The sequence below is a fragment of the Pollutimonas thiosulfatoxidans genome, assembly GCF_004022565.1.
GTDB lineage: Bacteria > Pseudomonadota > Gammaproteobacteria > Burkholderiales > Burkholderiaceae_B > Pusillimonas_D > Pusillimonas_D thiosulfatoxidans.
The window spans coordinates 557,401-575,633 of sequence record NZ_CP022987.1 but is presented as its reverse complement, the minus strand read 5'-3'; the positions used below and the strand labels follow the sequence as shown (position 1 = coordinate 575,633).

General features: G+C 58.6%; 23 protein-coding genes and 2 tRNA genes. 14 read left to right on the top strand and 11 right to left on the bottom strand.

From position 1 onward, the window contains the following. Nucleotides 1–14 precede the first annotated feature (14 nt). The gene (locus CKA81_RS02785) at nt 15–953 is read right to left on the bottom strand and encodes a DMT family transporter (protein WP_164878327.1); all 939 of its coding nucleotides are present in this window, start codon (nt 951–953) and stop codon (nt 15–17) included. Between the two features lie 113 nt (nt 954–1,066). On the opposite strand from CKA81_RS02785, the gene CKA81_RS02780 reads away from it, so the two are divergent. The 5 genes from CKA81_RS02780 to CKA81_RS02760 all read left to right on the top strand — a co-directional run bounded on the left by CKA81_RS02780 (nt 1,067) and on the right by CKA81_RS02760 (nt 3,175). Then, a complete protein-coding gene (locus tag CKA81_RS02780) occupies nt 1,067–1,612 on the top strand; it encodes a ferritin-like domain-containing protein (protein WP_128353938.1) in 546 nt (181 codons plus the stop codon). Between the two features lie 79 nt (nt 1,613–1,691). Further along, a tRNA-Asn gene (locus tag CKA81_RS02775) sits at nt 1,692–1,767 on the top strand. A 244-nt stretch (nt 1,768–2,011) separates the two neighbouring features. Then, complete coding sequence (locus CKA81_RS02770; RefSeq protein ID WP_128353937.1) at nt 2,012–2,317, top strand: type II toxin-antitoxin system RelE/ParE family toxin; 306 nt, start codon at nt 2,012–2,014, stop codon at nt 2,315–2,317. Then, the gene (locus CKA81_RS02765) at nt 2,314–2,607 is read left to right on the top strand and encodes an addiction module antidote protein (RefSeq protein WP_128353936.1); all 294 of its coding nucleotides are present in this window, start codon (nt 2,314–2,316) and stop codon (nt 2,605–2,607) included. Before CKA81_RS02770 ends, CKA81_RS02765 begins: the two co-directional genes overlap by 4 nt. A gap of 280 nt (nt 2,608–2,887) precedes the next feature. Next, nucleotides 2,888–3,175 carry a hypothetical protein gene (locus CKA81_RS02760; protein WP_128353935.1) on the top strand — a complete coding sequence of 96 codons (288 nt, stop codon included), beginning with the start codon at nt 2,888–2,890 and terminating at the stop codon, nt 3,173–3,175. 7 nt (nt 3,176–3,182) lie between these two features. Here CKA81_RS02760 and CKA81_RS02755 read toward each other — a convergent pair whose 3' ends face one another. Continuing rightward, nucleotides 3,183–3,374, bottom strand: coding sequence for a hypothetical protein (locus CKA81_RS02755; RefSeq protein WP_128353934.1), 192 nt, complete (start codon nt 3,372–3,374; stop codon nt 3,183–3,185). 67 nt (nt 3,375–3,441) lie between these two features. Beyond that, a complete protein-coding gene (locus CKA81_RS02750) occupies nt 3,442–4,329 on the bottom strand; it encodes a DNA/RNA non-specific endonuclease (RefSeq protein WP_128353933.1) in 888 nt (295 codons plus the stop codon). Between the two features lie 74 nt (nt 4,330–4,403). Here CKA81_RS02750 and CKA81_RS02745 point away from each other — a divergent pair, with 74 nt between their 5' ends. The 3 genes from CKA81_RS02745 to CKA81_RS02735 all read left to right on the top strand — a co-directional run bounded on the left by CKA81_RS02745 (nt 4,404) and on the right by CKA81_RS02735 (nt 7,223). After that, on the top strand, nt 4,404–4,799 hold the full coding sequence (locus CKA81_RS02745) for a VOC family protein (RefSeq protein ID WP_128353932.1): 396 nt from the start codon (nt 4,404–4,406) through the stop codon (nt 4,797–4,799). 113 nt (nt 4,800–4,912) lie between these two features. Next, nucleotides 4,913–6,133, top strand: coding sequence for an AI-2E family transporter (locus CKA81_RS02740; RefSeq protein ID WP_128353931.1), 1,221 nt, complete (start codon nt 4,913–4,915; stop codon nt 6,131–6,133). Between the two features lie 25 nt (nt 6,134–6,158). Beyond that, nucleotides 6,159–7,223, top strand: a complete 1,065-nt coding sequence (locus tag CKA81_RS02735) for an AI-2E family transporter (RefSeq protein ID WP_128353930.1) — start codon at nt 6,159–6,161, stop codon at nt 7,221–7,223. Nucleotides 7,224–7,258: 35 nt separating this feature from the next. Here the strand turns inward: CKA81_RS02735 and CKA81_RS02730 are convergent, their stop codons facing one another. Next, entirely contained in the window at nt 7,259–7,633 is a 375-nt protein-coding gene (locus CKA81_RS02730) for an MAPEG family protein (RefSeq protein ID WP_128353929.1), read from the bottom strand. Between the two features lie 98 nt (nt 7,634–7,731). Between CKA81_RS02730 and CKA81_RS02725 the strand changes: the two genes are divergently transcribed. Both CKA81_RS02725 and CKA81_RS02720 read left to right on the top strand, forming a co-directional pair. After that, nucleotides 7,732–7,807 (top strand) — tRNA-Thr (locus CKA81_RS02725). A gap of 114 nt (nt 7,808–7,921) precedes the next feature. Then, nucleotides 7,922–8,398, top strand: a complete 477-nt coding sequence (locus tag CKA81_RS02720) for a YkgJ family cysteine cluster protein (protein ID WP_128353928.1) — start codon at nt 7,922–7,924, stop codon at nt 8,396–8,398. A gap of 12 nt (nt 8,399–8,410) precedes the next feature. On the opposite strand, the gene CKA81_RS02715 is transcribed toward CKA81_RS02720, so the two are convergent. Beyond that, nucleotides 8,411–9,313 (bottom strand): pirin family protein, encoded by a 903-nt coding sequence (locus tag CKA81_RS02715; RefSeq protein WP_128353927.1) that lies wholly within the window; start codon nt 9,311–9,313, stop codon nt 8,411–8,413. A 187-nt stretch (nt 9,314–9,500) separates the two neighbouring features. Between CKA81_RS02715 and CKA81_RS02710 the strand changes: the two genes are divergently transcribed. Further along, entirely contained in the window at nt 9,501–10,016 is a 516-nt protein-coding gene (locus CKA81_RS02710; protein ID WP_128353926.1) for a hypothetical protein, read from the top strand. Between the two features lie 27 nt (nt 10,017–10,043). On the opposite strand, the gene CKA81_RS17035 is transcribed toward CKA81_RS02710, so the two are convergent. After that, the gene (locus tag CKA81_RS17035; protein WP_164878326.1) at nt 10,044–10,181 is read right to left on the bottom strand and encodes a hypothetical protein; all 138 of its coding nucleotides are present in this window, start codon (nt 10,179–10,181) and stop codon (nt 10,044–10,046) included. Between the two features lie 266 nt (nt 10,182–10,447). Here CKA81_RS17035 and CKA81_RS02705 point away from each other — a divergent pair, with 266 nt between their 5' ends. Further along, entirely contained in the window at nt 10,448–10,831 is a 384-nt protein-coding gene (locus tag CKA81_RS02705) for a DUF4168 domain-containing protein (RefSeq protein WP_128353925.1), read from the top strand. Nucleotides 10,832–10,917: 86 nt separating this feature from the next. On the opposite strand, the gene CKA81_RS02700 is transcribed toward CKA81_RS02705, so the two are convergent. Together CKA81_RS02700 and CKA81_RS02695 are read right to left on the bottom strand one after the other, a co-directional pair. Continuing rightward, nucleotides 10,918–13,038: a methyl-accepting chemotaxis protein gene (locus CKA81_RS02700; RefSeq protein ID WP_128353924.1), complete on the bottom strand. Its 2,121-nt coding sequence runs from the start codon at nt 13,036–13,038 to the stop codon at nt 10,918–10,920. Between the two features lie 87 nt (nt 13,039–13,125). Next, on the bottom strand, nt 13,126–14,559 hold the full coding sequence (locus tag CKA81_RS02695) for a YdgA family protein (protein WP_164878325.1): 1,434 nt from the start codon (nt 14,557–14,559) through the stop codon (nt 13,126–13,128). A gap of 137 nt (nt 14,560–14,696) precedes the next feature. Between CKA81_RS02695 and CKA81_RS02690 the strand changes: the two genes are divergently transcribed. Continuing rightward, nucleotides 14,697–15,290, top strand: coding sequence for a 2-hydroxychromene-2-carboxylate isomerase (locus tag CKA81_RS02690; RefSeq protein ID WP_128353922.1), 594 nt, complete (start codon nt 14,697–14,699; stop codon nt 15,288–15,290). Here CKA81_RS02690 and maiA read toward each other — a convergent pair. Genes maiA through CKA81_RS02675 form a run of 3 tightly spaced genes read right to left on the bottom strand, consistent with a single transcriptional unit; the run spans nt 15,287 to nt 17,375 of the window. Further along, the gene (gene maiA / locus CKA81_RS02685) at nt 15,287–15,934 is read right to left on the bottom strand and encodes a maleylacetoacetate isomerase (protein ID WP_128353921.1); all 648 of its coding nucleotides are present in this window, start codon (nt 15,932–15,934) and stop codon (nt 15,287–15,289) included. The two genes, CKA81_RS02690 and maiA, sit on opposite strands and share 4 nt — an antisense overlap. After that, nucleotides 15,931–16,899: a 4-hydroxy-3-methylbut-2-enyl diphosphate reductase gene (gene ispH, locus CKA81_RS02680; RefSeq protein ID WP_128353920.1), complete on the bottom strand. Its 969-nt coding sequence runs from the start codon at nt 16,897–16,899 to the stop codon at nt 15,931–15,933. Before ispH ends, maiA begins: the two co-directional genes overlap by 4 nt. After that, nucleotides 16,899–17,375, bottom strand: a complete 477-nt coding sequence (locus tag CKA81_RS02675; RefSeq protein WP_128353919.1) for an FKBP-type peptidyl-prolyl cis-trans isomerase — start codon at nt 17,373–17,375, stop codon at nt 16,899–16,901. Before CKA81_RS02675 ends, ispH begins: the two co-directional genes overlap by 1 nt. Before the next feature lie 155 nt (nt 17,376–17,530). On the opposite strand from CKA81_RS02675, the gene radC reads away from it, so the two are divergent. Continuing rightward, on the top strand, nt 17,531–18,214 hold the full coding sequence (gene radC, locus CKA81_RS02670) for a RadC family protein (RefSeq protein WP_394342525.1): 684 nt from the start codon (nt 17,531–17,533) through the stop codon (nt 18,212–18,214). Nucleotides 18,215–18,233: the final 19 nt, after the last annotated feature.

Below are 18,233 nucleotides of genomic sequence, written 5' to 3'. Positions count from 1 at the left end.
AGGAGCCTGGCGCCCTAGCCTTGCGGCTTGCGGCGACCCAGCACGACAGCCCCTGCCAGCGCGAAAGCTGTGCCCACCAGTTGCAAGCCAGTGATCGGCTCGTCCAGCAGCCACGCCGCCAGAAACAGCACCGACACCGGACCCAGCAGGCCCAACTGGGAAGTCATGGGCGCGCCTATGCGGGCGACCGACCACATGATCATGAATGTTGGGGCGACCGTATTGAATACTGCGTGGATGAGCGACAACTGATAAACAGGCAGCGGCTGTTCCAGGCCGGCCAAACCGTGCACCGCAAAGAAGTGCAGCAGCGTGAAGACCGCCGATACGCTCATGGCATAGGCCACCAGGCGCGTTGCGCCCACCCGTTTGATCAGCTCTCCGGATCCGATCAGGTATATGGAATACGTCAGGGCCGAACCCAGCACGAAAAGCGACCCAACCATGACGTCGCTGCCACTGAAGGAGAGGTCCTGCAGAAACACGAACATCACGCCCAGATAGGACAAACCCAGTGCCAGCCACTGCCCTCTTGCGATCGGACGCTTCAGATAGAAAGCGGAGATCAGCAACACAAAAGTGGGAGACAGGAAAAGAATAAGCCGCTCCAGCCCCGCGGAAATGGTTTGCAGGCCCACAAAGTCCAGAAAACTGGACAGGTAATAGCCAATGAATCCCAGAAACACCAGTTGCAGGCTTTCGCGCACACTGAGCTTGGGTATCTGCCCCCGACGCGCCCTCCGGGCCTGGTAGAAGCCGACCAGGGCAAAGAACGGCAGCGACAGCATCATGCGGTAGCCAATGATGGTCAGGGGATCGACGCCGTAGCGATACGTGAGCTTGACCACGATGGCCTTGGCGGAGAAAAGCACGGCGCCCAGCCCCGCAAGCAAGAAGCCCATCCAGAACTCGTGGACTCTGGGGATCTGGGTAACACCGGGCAATGGTTTCATGGTGGGAAAATATCAAGACAGCAGCAATCCGCCATTTTGCCCGAACTTCCTTGCCCAGGCACGGAAGTTGCAAGCTCGTCCGTTTGACCCCATCAACACAACAAGGACGAATTATGGATCTGAAACAATCTGGGCGAGACACTACGCAGGGACCCATCGACGTCGCAGCCATCCGCCAGGCCGCCCGCAACCTGGAGGACGGCGCCGTGTCCTCGGGCTATCAGGGCAATCGAGAAGAGATCATCGAGATGCTTAACGCCGCCTTGGCCACCGAACTGGTCTGTGCCATGCGCTACAAGCGGCATTACTACACAGCCACCGGCCTGGTGAACGAGCCGATCAAGGCGGAATTCCTGACCCACGCTCAAGAGGAAGAAGAGCATGCCGGCCGTATTGCTGAACGCATCGTGCAGCTAAACGGCGAGCCCGACTTCAACCCCGCCACCATTTCACAGCGCAGCCATGCAGAATATGATGAATGCACCGATATCAAGGGCATGATCAGGGCCAACCTCGTCGCAGAGCGTATTGCCATCGAATCCTACCGACAAATGATAGAGCGCATCGGCGACACGGACCCCACAACCAAACACCTGTTGATCGACATCATGGCGGTCGAAGAAGAGCACGCCGACGACATGCGGGACTTGCTGGATTAAGCCCACTTCTGTGAACCACTGAGGCCCTCCACGGTTTGCGGCAAGAGCGAAATTCATGCTATAGTTTCGCTTCTTTAATTCCCCGATAGCTCAGTCGGTAGAGCGACGGACTGTTAATCCGCAGGTCACTGGTTCGAACCCAGTTCGGGGAGCCAATAAATTCAAGCATCTAGGCCAATTCTTCGGAGTTGGCCTTTTTGCGTTCTGCGGTTTTGTCATCAATGTGGACGCAAATTCGCAAGATGCGCTGCCATCTTGCCGAGCCAGTGAAGTCGAGACTGAGTAACCAATCCGCGGTACTGTTGTTTCAACAAGGGGTCACCAAATAAAAAGCCCGCAGTTCAAATGCTGGGCGGAAATGTTTGCAGGGACGTATCCAATCGGATACTATAGGTTTTCATGAATTCGATTAACCGAACCGCCAAATTTAATGAATGGCTAGCCGACCTCAAGGACTTGAAAGCAAGGGCGAAAGTAATTATTCGCATGCGGCAAGCAGCCCAAGGCAACTTCGGCGACATAAAGACCATCAGTGATGGTGTTTCCGAGATGCGTATTCACTTCGGCCCCGGCTATCGTATTTACTATGCCCGTGATGGCCGAGCCGTATACCTCTTGTTGATTGGCGGCAACAAGTCTACGCAGAAGCGGGACATCAAGACCGCCATATCCATGTGGAAACAGATACAAGAGGAACAGCCATGACCACCATCAAAATAGCGCCCTTTGACGCAGCCGAATATCTTGACAGCGAAGAAGCAATTGCCGAGTACCTATCTGCAGCGTTAGAGGAAGACGACCCCGCCCTCTTCCTTGCGGCGCTATCAGATGTTGCCAAAGCCAGGGGCATGACCAAAATGGCCAAGGATGCGGGTCTTGGTCGCGAAAGCCTGTACAAGGCATTGGCTCCCGGAGCTAAGCCACGCTATGACACCGTGCTAAAGCTAGCTCGTGCCGCTGGCGTGAAGCTCACAGTAGAGCCTGCTCACGCTTAAATAATAGCGGCACTAGGCCGTGCTACCTCATTCCAACTCCAGGTGCTGTAGGGAATAGTATCTATTTACAACAAACTGGTCCATACTGGATAGGCCGCGACCTGTCGTAATCAGTCTAGGATCTCCTACCAGTTCGCGGTCGTCCTCAGCAACCCCAGCAAAAGCGCATGCGCCACGCATGCTACCCGTTGCGCATCCAGCGTCTTCGACGCGCGAGATTAGCCAACGGGGAGATCGTCCTGGCATTTTATTGTGGTCAGGACCCGCGGGAGAGTCTCTTATGACCAACTATGTAGAAGAAGCAACGCATGTGGAAGCAAGCACGCCTGAGCTGCGTGAACGCACAGCGGCCGATACGGATCGGGCAGTGCGCCCTTCCAACCTCATGGCCAACTTACCGTCGACCAAATATTCGCCGCTCAGCCCCAAGATGGAGGCAACTGAACGGCACTTCGCGCGGCCTGAATTTCTTAGCTCGGAAGTGGTGTCCGACCCGGGGGCTCAAACGGTCGAACAGCAATTGATCGAATATATGCGGCAGGCTTATCCACGCCGCGGTGCCTGGTAGGCAGGGCCTACAGGTCCGGGCCGCTATCCACCGCAACATCTTCATCAATGGGCGCGATACGCATCCATTCTCCGACAATACTTCCATCGTCGCCTTGTACGGCTCGCCACGCGGAACCGTCGCTACAAACCGCAAATAAGTACACGCCAGCATAGTCGTGGATCTTGAGGGGAGTCAGTTGAACAATCTTTCGGGGCATATTGCACTCCAATGTTTGTATGCTCGTAGTATGCCCTGCCGCGCTCACTTGGGCCACTTCGTCACCCTCAGGGCGCGCCGGCAGCCGACAAGGACAGCTGCAAGCCCGTGCGCCTCACGAATTCCGCATAGCTGATCGGCGGCCCCACCTTGGCGTCCGGACTATTCGCCTGCCAGTGCACCCATGATCGCCCTGTCGTGACGTCGTATACCAACTTGAACATCCCGCCAGGCACGGCCACCTTGCCTGGCCCTATGGTCTGCGGCCGCCTGTCGTAAACCGGGCCGGTCAAGACATAAACATCACCTTGGGCGCGCATGACGTATTTACGAGTGTCGCTTTCCACTTTGCTCCAGGCGCCGGCGTTATGCCGTTGGTCTTGCGGCACCATATTGGCCAGGCTGAAGCTCTGGGCCATGGCTTCAAGGGTATGCATGTCGCCGGCGGGCGCCATGTGGCCGCGCGAATAACCCGAGCCACGATAATCGTCCAATTGAGCACGCTGGGCGGTGGGCAATCGCGCTTCTGAATAGAACCGGTCTGTGCGCTTGATTCCTTGCGCCTGGTTAAGCATCTTCCGATTCAGGCGCTGTGCGACGAACACAGGCGTTTTGGTCTGGCCGCTATGCAATATGGCAAAGGACGAGAAGCACAGTTCGTGCAATGCAGGCCCCGCGGGAACGATAGGCGCTTGCCCGCCCGGAAAGAATTGCGGGCAGTCAGAGAAGCGTGTTTGAAGCTGGGCGCCGGTGGGAGCCGCTGGTACCGCTATGTCTTCCTGGCCCGTCAGGCTGGGCAAGTGATCCCGTAGTTGCGGGTTCAGCGCGCAACTGGTGATGCTGAAGGCAACAATGGCCGAAGTGGTAAACGCCCTTAGAAATCGACTGAGGCGGCCGGCGCGCTTCCTGGCCCTGGGCTTGGCCCTGCGTTTTGTCGAGCTGGATCTTTTTGTCATGCCGCGCCATTGTAGGCGCGTCGCGACTCGCGGTGCTGTATAACGGATATTGGACAATGTCCAGGTGGACCACCATGGAGATACTCGTAAACATTGACGTGCCCAAGCTCGCTCCCGCGATCGACTTCTATACTGCGGCTTTGCCACTGAGCCTTGGCCGCATCATCGATGGCGACGTTGCCGAACTGACGGGCGCCGCTGCCACCTTGTACCTGTTACGCAAGCCGGCCGGCTCGCGTCCAGTGAAAAGCCTGGGCGATGGGCGCCAGTACACCAGGCACTGGACACCGGTACACCTGGATTTCGTCGTCGACAATGTAGAGGAAGCCGCCAAGCGTGCCATCGGTGCCGGCGCAGTGCAGGAGAGCGAATGCGTCCAGTGGAAGGGATCAAAATGCATAAGCTTCTCCGATCCCTTCGGTCACGGCTTCTGCCTCATAGAATTTGCCGGTGACAGCTATAGTGACTAACCCGTGGATGCCCGTTGATCCACAACGGCTTGCCTCTTGCTTCGCTAAACCGTAGTATTTACAGCCAGCCTACGCGAGGCTGGGCAGAAAGTTAACCCACGCCAGAGGCCACCATGGATGCTACGCAGAACAAGCCGGGTGCAACAGGCTCCGACACAGACCCGCCCGCTCCGACCGTGGTACCGGCGGACGGCGTCCACCAGAAAGCGCCGGTCATCGATGTGGTCCCAGAGCCCAGCTCCCATGTAGCGGCCAGCGGCTTGGCGCTTACCATTCTGGCGACCATCGCCTTCGTCTTTGCCTTGCAGTGGGCCAAGGACTTCTTCATACCTCTGGTGTTGGGCATATTGGTGTCCTACACACTGAACCCCGTCGTGGTCTGGCTAGAACGCATGAAAGTACCTCGCGTCCTGGGCACCAGTCTGGTCATGATTGGCCTGATTGGCGGCTCGGGCGCCATTGCTACATCGGTCTACGTAGAAGCGCAGACGATGATGGATGAGGTCCCGTTCGCGGCCTATAAGCTAAGCAGCGCGTACAAGCGCCTGGACAATGGCGAGCTAAGTACGCTGGACAAGCTGCGTAGTGCCGCCGACACGCTGACCCGGGTCACAAAACCGGAAGCCGAAACCCCAGTAGACCCGGCTCAGCCCGCGCCGCCGGCGGTCGTGGTGGCACCGCCCGACTTCAACCTGAACGACTGGCTATGGGCCGGCTCGGTCAGCGCGGCCGCATTCATGGGCCAGATGACTATGGTGTTATTCATGGTGTTTTTCGCCTTGCTGTCGGGCAACACCTTCAAGCGGAAACTGGTACGGCTTACCGGCCCCTCGTTATCCAACAAAAAGATTACTGTCCAAATATTGGACGACATCAACACGTCCATCCAGAAATACATGTTGATGCTGCTGGTCACTAACACCTTGTTGGGGATATTTACCTGGCTCGCGCTGTGGGCCATCGGCATGGACAATCCGGCCTCGTGGGGCGTGGTGGCCGGCCTGCTGCACATCATCCCCTACTTCGGCCCGCTGATCGCCGCAGTCGTGATCGGCGTGGCCGCCTTCCTGCAGTTTGATTCACTTTCGATGATGCTGTTGGCAGCGGCTATTACGCTCGGCGTTGCCAGCATCGTGGGCATGCTGGTAACCACATGGATGACCGGCCGCATTGCAAAAATGAACGCCACCGCCGTATTTGTGGCCTTGCTGTTTGGCGCCTGGCTGTGGGGCGTTTGGGGCATGTTGCTGTGCGTACCCACCATTATGGTCGTCAAGGTGATTTCGCAGCACATCGAAGAGATGGAAACCATTGCCGAGTTGCTGGGCGAGTAGGCCGGCTTCGCATAGAATTGCGCTAATGAATAACTCCAACCTTTACTTTCGCTCGTTCCTGCTGCTGCTGACCATCGTCACGGTGGCCTTCATCTGGGTGTTGCTGCCGTATTACGGCGCCATCTTCTGGGGCGCCATCCTGGCCATCATCTTTCAGCCGCTCCACAGGCGACTGCTGCAACGGCTGCGTGGCCGTCCCAACATTGCTGCGCTGACGACCTTGATGATCATTATCCTGATGGTGATCATCCCCATGATTCTGATCTCGGCTTCCCTGGTACAGGAAGGCGCCCACATATATAAGCAGCTAAGCACCGGCGAGCTGAATCTGGGCAACTATTTCGAGCAGATCATGAACGCCCTGCCCGACTCCGTGCACGAAGTGCTGCTGCGCTTTGGTGTCGGAGACGTCTTCAGCCTGCGCGAGAAGCTATCGGCTGGGGCCCTGCAAGGCAGCAAATTCCTGGCAACCCAGGCCGTGAACGTGGGCCAGAACACCTTCCAGTTCATCGTGGGCATGTTTGTCATGCTGTATTTGCTGTTCTTCCTGCTGCGCGACGGCGCCAACCTGGCTCGACAGAGCAAGCAACTGATCCCGCTTAGCGACGACCATCAACAGCATCTATTTCGCAAATTCGCGACCGTCGTGCGGGCAACAGTCAAGGGCAACATAGTCGTGGCCGCCACGCAAGGGGCGCTGGGCGGGCTGATGTTCTGGTTGCTGGGAATCCAGGGCGCCCTGCTATGGGGCGTGTTGATGGCTTTCCTTTCATTGCTGCCGGCGGTGGGAGCCGCCATCATCTGGGTGCCGGTCGCGGTTTACTTTCTTGTCACGGGCGCTACGTGGCAGGGCATCTTGCTGATCCTTTTTGGCGTGCTGGTGATCGGGCTGGTAGACAACATCCTGCGGCCTTTGCTGGTTGGCAAAGACACCAAGATTCCGGACTATGTCATCCTGATCTCCACGCTGGGCGGCCTGGCGGTATTCGGCCTGAATGGCTTCGTCATCGGCCCCTTGTTTGCCGCCTTGTTCATCGCGTGCTGGGACTTGTTCCCCTCCGCCATCCGGATGAACCACGACGACAAGTAAACGGTGGGGCGGCGCGCGCCGCCTGTCGCCCCGGTTTACATGGCAAGGAACAGAATCGCAATATTGATGATGAAAGCCAGGGCCCACACGGCGGATCGTATAGCGCCGTAGCCGGCCACGTAGACGCCGATATAGATCATTCGTACGCCTACCCAGGCCGACATCAGCATCAGCAGCCAGCCTTCGCTGACTTGTGCATACAGCGCGAGCAATACAGCGGCATAAAAGAACGGCAAGCTCTCGAAAAGGTTCTTCTGCGCAGCGTTGGCGCGCGCCCTCCAACCCTCTTGCCGCGCCAGCCAGGACCGCGGTTCGTTGTTGTCGAAAGCGCTACCGCCCGCCTTGGCCGCTATAGCCGCAGCGTACGGCAGCAAAGCGGCCGCCAACATAAGCCACACGATGGAATCCATACATCCTCCAGTCATTGCTGCGCTTGGGCAGCGTAGGAAATATGTATAATAATGGGCTTGGCAGAAAGCGGGCAAAGATTTACCGCTATTAGCTGAACGCCGATGTAGCTCAGTTGGTAGAGCAGCTCATTCGTAATGAGAAGGTCGGGGGTTCGACTCCTCTCATCGGCACCAACAAGACTAAATAGATATATAGGCCAGCTCTTCAGAGTTGGCCTTTTTATTTGCTGTAAAATCCCGTCCCTGCTTTCCCAAAGTCGGTCTACACATCTCATAAGGAGATGCTTCATGACGGTGGTTCGCCCGCTCCTTGCCTATCCTGTGTCGTTCGCCTCGGCTCGGCAACAAGCCAGCAACGATGTTGCCGGTTTCAACCCTTGCCTCTCCTGCGGGGCATGCTGCGCACATTTCAGAGTATCGTTTTACTGCGGCGAAATAGCCGGAGAAAGCGGCGGTACGGTTCCCCCAGAACTTGTCACACAGGTAAGCGCCCTGCGCGGCTGTATGAAGGGGACCGAGCATGGTGGCAAACCGTGCGTGGCGCTACGCGGCGAGGTGGGGCAAGATGGGGTCCACTGCGGCATCTACGAGCAACGGCCTTCGCCGTGTCGAGAGTTTCCGACGTGGCTGGCCGATGGAAGCCCGAATCCCGACTGCCAACGTTTGCGCAAGGCAATTGGCCTGCCGCAACTGCCGCAGCGGCCCGGTGACGACGACATGCATCCCGGGAATACGCCACCGCGTCGCGGAGACGTAGCTGCCTGATGGCGGCCTGAGCTAGGCCCCCGCTACGGGTTGGTGGAACTTCCCGGCCTGGAAGTCCGCCACCGCTTGCACAAGCTCTTCGTGGGTGTTCATTACGAATGGACCGTGCTGTGCGATAGGCTCGTTCAGCGGTTTGCCGGCCACCAGCAGCACGCGTGCCGGCCCTTGGCTCTGCAGCACCACGCCGTCAGCCTGCTTGTCATTGCCCAGGACCGCCATGCGGTGGGCTGGCACGGTATATCCTTGAACTTGCACTTCGCCGCGATAGACATAAATAAAGGCGTTCATGTCCCGCGCGAGCGACTGAGAAAATTCGGCGGCTGACTCGAAGTGCAGGTCCAGATACAGGGGTTCGGTGGTGTCGCGCTGCATGGCGCCGGCTACCCCGTGGCTGCCACCAGCGATGACGCGCACAAGCACGCCCGATGGCAAGCGCACTTCGGGGATGGCCTCGCTTTGGATATCGCGATAGCCAGGCGTGGTCATTTTGTCGCGTGCGGGCAGGTTGAGCCATAACTGAAACCCTTCCATGCGACCTTCCTCCTGCTCTGGCAACTCCGAGTGCACCAGGCCCCTGCCGGCCGTCATCCACTGCACGCCGCCATTTTGCAGCAGGCCCTCGTTGCCGGCGCTATCGCGATGGCGCATGCGCCCTTCTATCATGTAGGTTACGGTCTCGAAACCGCGGTGCGGATGGTCGGGGAAGCCACCGATGTAGTCGCCGGGATTATCCGTGCCGAAATGATCCAGCATCAGAAATGGATCCAGCCGCTTTTGCAGGTTGGGCGTCAGCACTCGGGTAAGCTTGACTCCGGCGCCGTCAGAGGTCGCCACACCCGGCACCACGCGTTCGACCTTGCGCGGGTGCAGCACCGTTTCCGCATTGAAATTCTTGGTGGTGTTGGCTGTTGTCATGATGGCTACCTATGAGAGGGTGGGGTTAGCTTGATTATAAATAGCACCATCAGCGTTGATAACCCAGCAATCTGGCAACGGATTGTCCTATTGGCGCTACGATCTCCATCAAGCGTACAATTTCGCCTCGCGGCGCACTCCCCTTTTCAAGTCACGCGCCGCCGATACAACACAGGAAGCAGCGCACTTGAGTACCAAGCGAAGTAAACGTTGGAACGGCAACCTGGACAGCCTGGCGCCGGAGTTTTTAAAAGAGGTAATGGAGAAAATGGAGGCATACGGTGACCGCGTCCAGTTTCAGTCTCCCGGCAGGCCCGCCAAGCCGAGCTACCAGGTCATCAACCCCACAGAACGCAAAATGGGTTTCGACGAGAGGCATTTGTTGCTGCGTCTGAACGAGGACGGCAACATCAGCGATGAGCTCACGCCGATTTACGCCATGGAGGCCGTCCGGGCCGCAATGCTGCGCAGCGGTCGCCCGGCCACCCGAGCCACCCCTGCACGCCGACCGGCGTCCAGCAAAAGCCCGGCCGCAGCGCCGGTGATAGACACGGTCGAGCAGGACAAGTACGCCTACTTCAAGGAACACCGCGAGACGCTACCCGAAGGGATAGCGGCGTATTCGCAGGAAATAAGCCGGTTGATGAAAGCCGGGCTATCGGCCGAGGCCGCCTTCCAGCAGATCATCGACCAGCACTTTTGATACTGGCGCCCTAAGGCGCCAGTGGCTTCACTTCTTTTTGCCGCCCGCAGGCTGAGCACTGCCTTTTGGAACGATGGCGCCAAATGGCGTGTCTGCCGTCGCGGGTTTCTTGGGCTGCTTGGGTTTTTTAGCCTCTTTGTTACCGCGTAATTGCCCTTTTGCCATGATGTGCTCCTTGTATGACAACAGCTGGATGCCGGTAGGCCGATACAGCATACGCGGTTCCGCGACGAATAGGAACCACGGGGACATAAGAAGCCTGTTGGGCATTGCGAAAGGTAAGAGTTCTACCCAATGGCGACCGTAGCGGCCCCATGGGCGCGCTACCGTAACGCTGCGTAGCGCTTGGACAAGTCTGACGACACCCTGGCCTTGAAGTCTCGTCAGTTGTTGGCATGATGAACCTTCATCCTCAACAATCAGGAGATTGCATGCAGAAACCGATACTCACCGCCGTAGCAGCAGGTTTATTGACATTGGGACTGGCCGCAGGCAGCGCGTCGGCACAGCAAGCCCCCGCACAGGCTCAGCCCGCAGCGCCCATGAACGTCCCGACACCGGACTATTCGAACGCGCAGCTGGAGCGATTCGTCAGCGCCTCGAAGAAGGTCGCCATGATCTCCCAGGAGTACACGCCCAAGCTGGAGGCCTCAACCGACGACGCCACCAAGAACAAGGTCTTCCAGGAAGCCGACGCAAAGATGGTGAAGGCGGTACATGAAGAAGGCATGACCGTGGATCAGTTCAATGGCATCAATATGGCTTTGCAGCGTGATCCCGAGTTGATCAAGCGTGTGCAGGAAGTCGCCAAATAATCAGTAACCACTGATAGTGCGGGGTCTGGTCTTGCAATGCCGTATGCGACCGCATACGGCATTGCAAGACCAGACCCCGCTTGATTTCAGCTGGAGGCCAACTGCAAGTTGACGTTCATGGCCTGATCGTCTTCATCAGGCCGCGAGGCGGAACCCAGGCGTTGCGCTCGGGAATCCTGCATATCAAGAACCACATTGGCATTCGCGGAGATCTTGAACACGGCGACGGCTTCTGCCAACTGCCGGGCCTGTTCCTGAAGCGATGCGGCAGCCGCGGCAGCCTGCTCGACCAAGGCCGCATTTTGCTGCGTGACCTCGTCCATTTGCGATACGGCGACATTGACTTGATCGATGCCGCTGGATTGCTCTTCGGAAGCCGAGGAGATTTCTTTCACGATCTCGGTGACCCGCTGAACTGATGTGAGCAGCTCTTTCATGGTGTCGCCCGCGCCGGCTACCTGACGCGATCCGGCGTCCACTTCGGTTATGGACGACTCGATCAGTTTCTTGATCTCTTTGGCCGCTTCCGCGCTGCGTTGCGCAAGCGAACGCACTTCGGAGGCCACCACGGCAAAGCCCTTGCCTTGCTCTCCTGCTCGGGCCGCTTCCACCGCTGCGTTCAGTGCCAGAATATTGGTCTGAAACGCAATGCTGTCTATGACGGTGACGATCTCGCCTATCTTGCCCGAACTGCCCGAAATACGCTGCATGGTATTTACCACTTCGGAAACGACTTCTTCGCCGCGATGCGCCACGCTGGATGCCGCCGAGGCCAGCGTATTGGCTTGGCGTGCATGATCCGTGTTTTGTTTGACGGTTGCTGCCAGTTGTTCCATGCTGGCCGCGGTTTCCTGCAATGAGGCGGCTTGTTCTTCGGTCCGGCTTGAGAGGTCGCTGTTGCCAGCGGCAATTTCGGTAGAGCCGATATTGATTTCCTCTACGCTGGCGCGCACCGCCGCTATGGTACGTGAGAGGTTTTGTTGCGTACGGCGCAGATTGCCAAGCAAGGTATGGATCTCATTCTTGCTGGCGGAAGGTACGTCTGCAATGCGGGCGGTCAGGTCGCCCTGGCCCAGGCGCTCCATGCCATCGATGACTTGCCGCACAGGTCGCAGCGTTTTCGCCGCCAACCAGCCCACCAGCAAGGAAATCAACAGCGTCCCAATGAGCATCAACCCCAGTTGATAAGCCAGTTGCTTATAACTTTCCATCAGGAACGCATGCTGATCGCCCACCCCGTACATCAACCAGTCCCAGCCGGCCACGGTATCCCAGGCGATAAACTGCGCAGTGGCGTCATCGCCCTGGCCCAGAGTGACTTGCGCGAAGCCTTTGGGCTGGGCGTAGAGCGCCTGCAATGCGGCCAAGTCGCTGGCGGACACCTCGGCCGTCAGGTTGGCGCCTCGCTTGCCTTGTGACCCGGCGATCCGTATCCAGTCCTTGCCGTCCGGGGCACGCTGCAGCACGCCCAAGGTACCGAACTCGGCTACGGTGGCCGTGTCTATCCATGTAAGCAACTGCTGAATCTGCTGATCGACATCAACCCGAACAGACAGGCCACCGTATACCGTGCCGGTTTCGTCCTTCAGGGGATCGATGCTCATGGCGTACCACTTGCCGTTGCGCTGCACGACTCCGCTGAAGGGCTCGCCGCGATCAAGCGTACGCGCCAGTATGTCGTGGGCTTCGATGGTGCTGCCCAGCCTGAGGGCGCCTTCCGCATTGCGCAGCAAGGTGGCGGCGCGCACCCATTTGTCGCCCGATCGCACGATAATGGCCGGATCCGCCCCGGTGCTTTCGTTGATGCGCATCAGGGTATCGGTATCGCCGTTAATGATGCGGTCATCGACGATCAGCAGGGGGATCTCGCCCCCTTCGTCGGTATCCATCATGCTGCCATCCAGCACCGGCACACCGCCCAGCTCGCGCCGAACGACGGGAATGAGCTCTTGCCCACGCTGGCTTGCGCTATTGAAAACCAGTTGCAAGGACTGGTCCACCCCCTGCAGGGCGGCCGACATTTCGCGGTCTATCGCTACGACCGCATTTGCCCGGATCTGCCAGGCCATGACCCCGGCGATGATGACCATGACGACGATGGTGACCGTCGACGTGGCCAGGAACAGCTTGACGGACAAAGACTGCCTGGCCAGCCAGCCGCTATCGGTGGGTGTACGCGATGCGCCCGTCTGATTGCTTGTCTCCATGATGGCCCCTTTTTAAGGCTATTCGTTGTAAGAGGTTTAACGGCGGAATACCCCCATGCTTTATACCTCAAGCACTAGGGATTCCCCCTACATCACGACACTTAACGCTCTCTGCATGAATTCAGCCACCGGCATCGCTTGTCCATTGACAGTAACCACCTGGTCCTCGTAGTGCAAGTCCAAAATGGCCGTGCCATCGCGCTGCTGCACCAACCCAGCCTGCTCCAAGCGCCCCATATACTGGTCGTAAACCATGGCGCCCATCATCTCCATCCGGGCACGCTCGTCTGCGCTGCCCTGGGATTGCCCAAATGCCTGGATCAGCATGGGCCGGGATATCGCCAGATCGAGCTTGAGTTGACGCAGCATTTGGGCAAGCATGAGGTCGACGCTTTGCTTGCCGTCGGCCGCTGGCTGGGCAAGACTGGCCTGAAGGCTGCCACGGGTCTCACCCTGGTCGTTCTTCCAGACGAAGGGCTCGATCGAAAATACCGGACTGGACGCCAATACTGCCTGCAGCCTTTCCTGCAGACGCGCCTCTTGCTCGTTGCTCAGTACGACGGCGCTTTCATCGTCGTTGTCGCCCAGGCTGGCCTGGATGGCGTCGTATTCCATGGCCAATAGCCTTAAGGCCTCCATGTCCAGTTGCAGCACCTTGCCGCCTATCGAGACGCTGCCCAGTGCGAACTCGCCCACCGCCACTTGACCGAAGTCGTAGCGCAAGGTGCCGTCCAGCAGCTTGCCCGTCTGGACACTATCGAAATGGATGGCCATGTCGTTGATCACGACCGGGCTATCGTCGCCCTCGTCCAGGGTGAAGGCCGCCACCGTGGCCTGGCTTTGCACCGTTACCGTATCGTTATTGCTGGACTGGGTGGAACTTTTGACCTGCAGATCTTTAAGCTCGAGCCTTTCGGCCATCTCTTCATTGGTCAGAAGCAGCGAAGCAAATTGCCCAGTGGCCTGGTTGCTTTTGAAGTCATCGGTAAAGTCGACCAGCAATTGGCCGCCGCTAAAGCGCAGGGCATCGCCCTCATCCATCATGTCGACCGGCGCAAACGTCCAGGTGGAGTGTCCGGATCCGCCAAAGCCAACTTGGGTTTCTATCGTTAATGGCGAACCGCCCTGCTGGCTGTCGACCCAAGCCTGTGTTGCAGGCGTGGCGACGACGTGGGCCTTGCTGTGGGCCAGCATGGGTGCAAACTTGCCCGATTGCACTGCTGACCACGGAAATGGACCGTGATGCAAGTGGTCCTGCATGGTCAGCGCCCTGGCTGCGCCGTCGGCGTCCTTCATGTGCAAGGTATAGACCACCTGGGACGAGAACCAGCCGCGATCGTAGCTGACAATCTCCAAGCTTGTCCCACTGGCTGGAACCGACACCTCGGTAAGGCGCTCGTTGGCCTGGGCCACGACATCTTCTATGGTTTGCTGGGCTCGTGTACCCACATACCAGGTGGCGCCCACCCAGGCGATCGCCACAATCGCCACAACACCGACCAGCCCTGTACTTTTTCGCATTCTTTGCCTCAAGGTAAACGCCAAGGAGTGATTTAAACACGGACGCCTTGCGGCATTGTCCGGGTCATTGCCTAAAGTTGAAAATATTCCTACCATACAGCGCAGTCCCAAGAACCTACAGAACAAGGCATACCAGCATGACAGCGCCCATCGAGTTTTACTTCGAATTTTCTTCGCCCTATGGGTATTTTGCGAGCACCCAGGTAGAAAAACTGGCGGCCGAGTTCGGACGCTCGGTCAACTGGCACCCGATATTGCTGGGCCCCATGTTCAAGGCCATGGGCTCCCAGCCACTTACCGACATCCCCTTAAAGGGCGATTACGCGCGACGCGACTTCGCCCGTACCGCGGCCTTGTTCGATATACCGTACGACCACCCGGACCCCTTCCCCATTGCCACGGTCAGCGCGGCTCGCGCGGTGCTGTATGTGCGACAACACGACCAGCAAAAGTCGGTGGAATTGACCAAGCGCCTATACGCAGCGTATTTCTCCGAACAGCAAAATATCTCTGGTACTGATGTGGTTCTGGCCATTGCTGACTCGATCGGACTGAACGTACAGGATCTTGCCGAAGGCATAGGCCAGGACAGCACCAAGGCCATGCTTAGAGACGAGGTCGACACTGCCATGCAGCGCGGCGTGTTCGGCTCACCCTTCCTGATTGTGGATGGCGAACCGTTCTGGGGTTTTGACCGGTTCGACCACATTCGCAGATGGCTTGCGCGCTAGGCTTCGCTGTCTGGCTGCGCCGCCGGCGCCGCCTGCTGGAAGGCTGTCAGTTCGGCACAGGCAGCGTCGATGCGCACTATGGTCGGAAAGCCGCTTTCGTCGCAGCCGAAGCGACGCGCATTGAATAGCTGCGGCACCAGACACAAGTCAGCCAGGCCGGGTTGGTCTCCGTGGCAGTAGCGCCCGGTTTGATCGCTGTCAGCCAGCAGTGCCTCGACAGCCGTCAGGCCCTCCTGTATCCAGTGTCGATACCATGTGTTCTTGGCTTCTTCGTCGACGCCCATCTGGTGCTTCAGGTACTTGAGCACGCGCAGATTGTTCAGAGGATGAATGTCGCAAGCGATGGTCTGGGCAATGGCGCGCACGCGGGCACGGCCTTTGGCATCGCCGGGCAACAGCGGCGGCTGGGGATGGGTTTCTTCGAGGTATTCCAGGATCGCCATCGACTGGCCCACGGCAAGGTCATCATCGACCAGTGTGGGAACCAGCGCCGTGGGATTCAAGGACCGATAGTCGGCCATCAGTTGCTGCCCGCCGTCTTTCATCAAATGAACCGGCACGGTCTCGTAAGCGATGCCCTTCAGATTCAGCGCGATACGCACGCGGTAGGCTGCCGAACTGCGGAAATAACTATAAAGCTTCATGGTGCTTCCTTGATCTTGCGTGAGAGCTCCTTGGGTAGCGGGAATGACACGTTTTCTGGTGTGCCGTCCAGGGTGCGTACCGAGGCGGCACCCAGCTCTTTCAAGCGCGCAATAACTTGCTCTACAAGGACTTCAGGCGCCGAGGCCCCCGCCGTGACGCCGACTCTTTTTGTCTTGGCCAGCCACTGCGGATCGATCATGTCGGGGGTGTCGATAAGATAGGCGGCAGCGCCCTTGCGTTCGGCCACCTCGCGCAAGCGATTGGAGTTCGAGCTGTTGGGGCTGCCAACGACCAATACCAGATCGCACTGCGGGGCCATGATCTTGACTGCATCCTGCCGGTTCTGTGTGGCGTAGCAGATATCGCTTTTCTTGGGCTCGACAATGCTGGGAAAACGGGTACGCAAGGCCTGGGCCACCACCGCCGCATCGTCCACTGACAAGGTGGTCTGGGTCACGAAGGCCAGGTTTTCGGGGTCTGTCACCTGCAAGGCCGCCACATCGTCGGGCGTTTCGACCAGGTACATGCCGCCGTCGGCCTGACCCAGCGTACCCTCAACCTCCGGGTGGCCTTTGTGCCCGATCATGACGATTTCGCGCCCTGCTGCGCGCATCCGCGCGACCTCGATATGGACTTTGGTAACCAGGGGACACGTGGCATCGAAGACTTTCAGCCCCATGCTGGCGGCCTCTTCGCGCACCGTCCGGGCCACGCCGTGCGCCGAAAACACCACAATGGCACCGGCAGGCGCCTGGTGCAGTTCGTCAATAAAGATGGCGCCCTTCTGGCGCAGATCCTCCACGACATAGCGATTGTGGACGATTTCGTGGCGGACATAGATGGGCGCCCCATGCAGTTCAAGAGCGCGCTCGACAATATCGATGGCGCGGTCGACACCGGCACAAAAACCCCTGGGCTCAGCGAGCACGACTTCCAGGGTATCGGGCAAGTTCTGGCCTGACATCACAAGACTCCCAACAAGGAAACATCGATATGCAGGTCTGCGCCTGCAAGCGGGTGATTGAAATCGAACATGGCGGCGTCATCGCGCCATTGCTTGAGCACACCCGAGTAACGGCCACCATTGGGTGCCGAGAACTCGACCATGTCGCCCGGCGCGAAGGACGAGTCGGGTGCAGCGTGCTGGTCCAGCATGCTGCGACTGACCCATTGCAAGAGATCGGGATTCCGCTCGCCATAAGCCTGGACAGCCGGCAGGTCGATTGAAAACTGTGCGCCCTCTTCCCGACCGATCAAGGCCCCTTCCATGCCTGGCGCCCACTGCCCTGCTCCCATTTGCAAGGTAGCGGGCCGGCCGTCAAAGGTATTGGCAAAGGTAGACCCTGCGGCGGGACCGGTAAGCAGGTCGATGCGGTAATGCAGGGTCAGGTAAGAGTCGGGGCGAACGACCGCAGCGGCGGTTTCGGAGGAAGAGGTCAAATCTGGCACCGTAGGAAAGCATTGCTATTGCCCTATTTTAGCCTCTTGCGCAATGATTACTCGCTGCGGCATAACACGCACGGACAAAGTGCTGCATGAGATGGCCGACAGCAAGGCAAACCCTGTCAAGGTAGAGGGTGCTTAATCAACCTCGCATGACTGCCATGACCATCCACAGCATCCAGACCCCAGAACGTCCGCGCGAACGTCTGCTGGCCCACGGGGTACAAGTGTTGACCTCGCCGGAACTCCTCGCCATTGTTTTGCGCACGGGCGCCCCGGGCTGCGACGCCGTAACGCTGGCACGGCAATTAATCACGCAGTTCAACGGCCTGCGCGGGCTGCTTTCGGCCGATGCACAGACGCTCCTGGGGATCAAGGGCCTGGGCGCAGCCAAAACCTGCGAACTAATCGCCATCAACGAACTGAACCGCCGCGCCCTTGAAGAAGACTTGAAAACCGGCCATGCGCTGGACCAACCCCAGCGGGTCAAGCATTACTGCACGGCAAAACTGGGCCATTTGTCCGTAGAGCACTGCATAGCCTTGTACCTGGACAGCCAGTTTCGCTTGATCACCAGCGAAGAAATCTCCAGGGGCACGCTCACCCAGGCGTCGGTCTACCCCCGTGAGGTCATCAAGGCCGGCCTGCGCCACCATGCTGCGGCACTGATCCTGGCGCACAACCATCCTTCCGGCGTGGCTGAACCCAGCGAAGCCGACTTGGCACTTACCCGGCACCTGAAACACGCACTGGCATTGGTGGACATTCGCTTGCTCGATCACCTTATCGTCACGGGGGCTGGGGCGATATCCTTGGCGGAACGCGGACAGATATAAAGCCGGCGCAGCGTTCAGA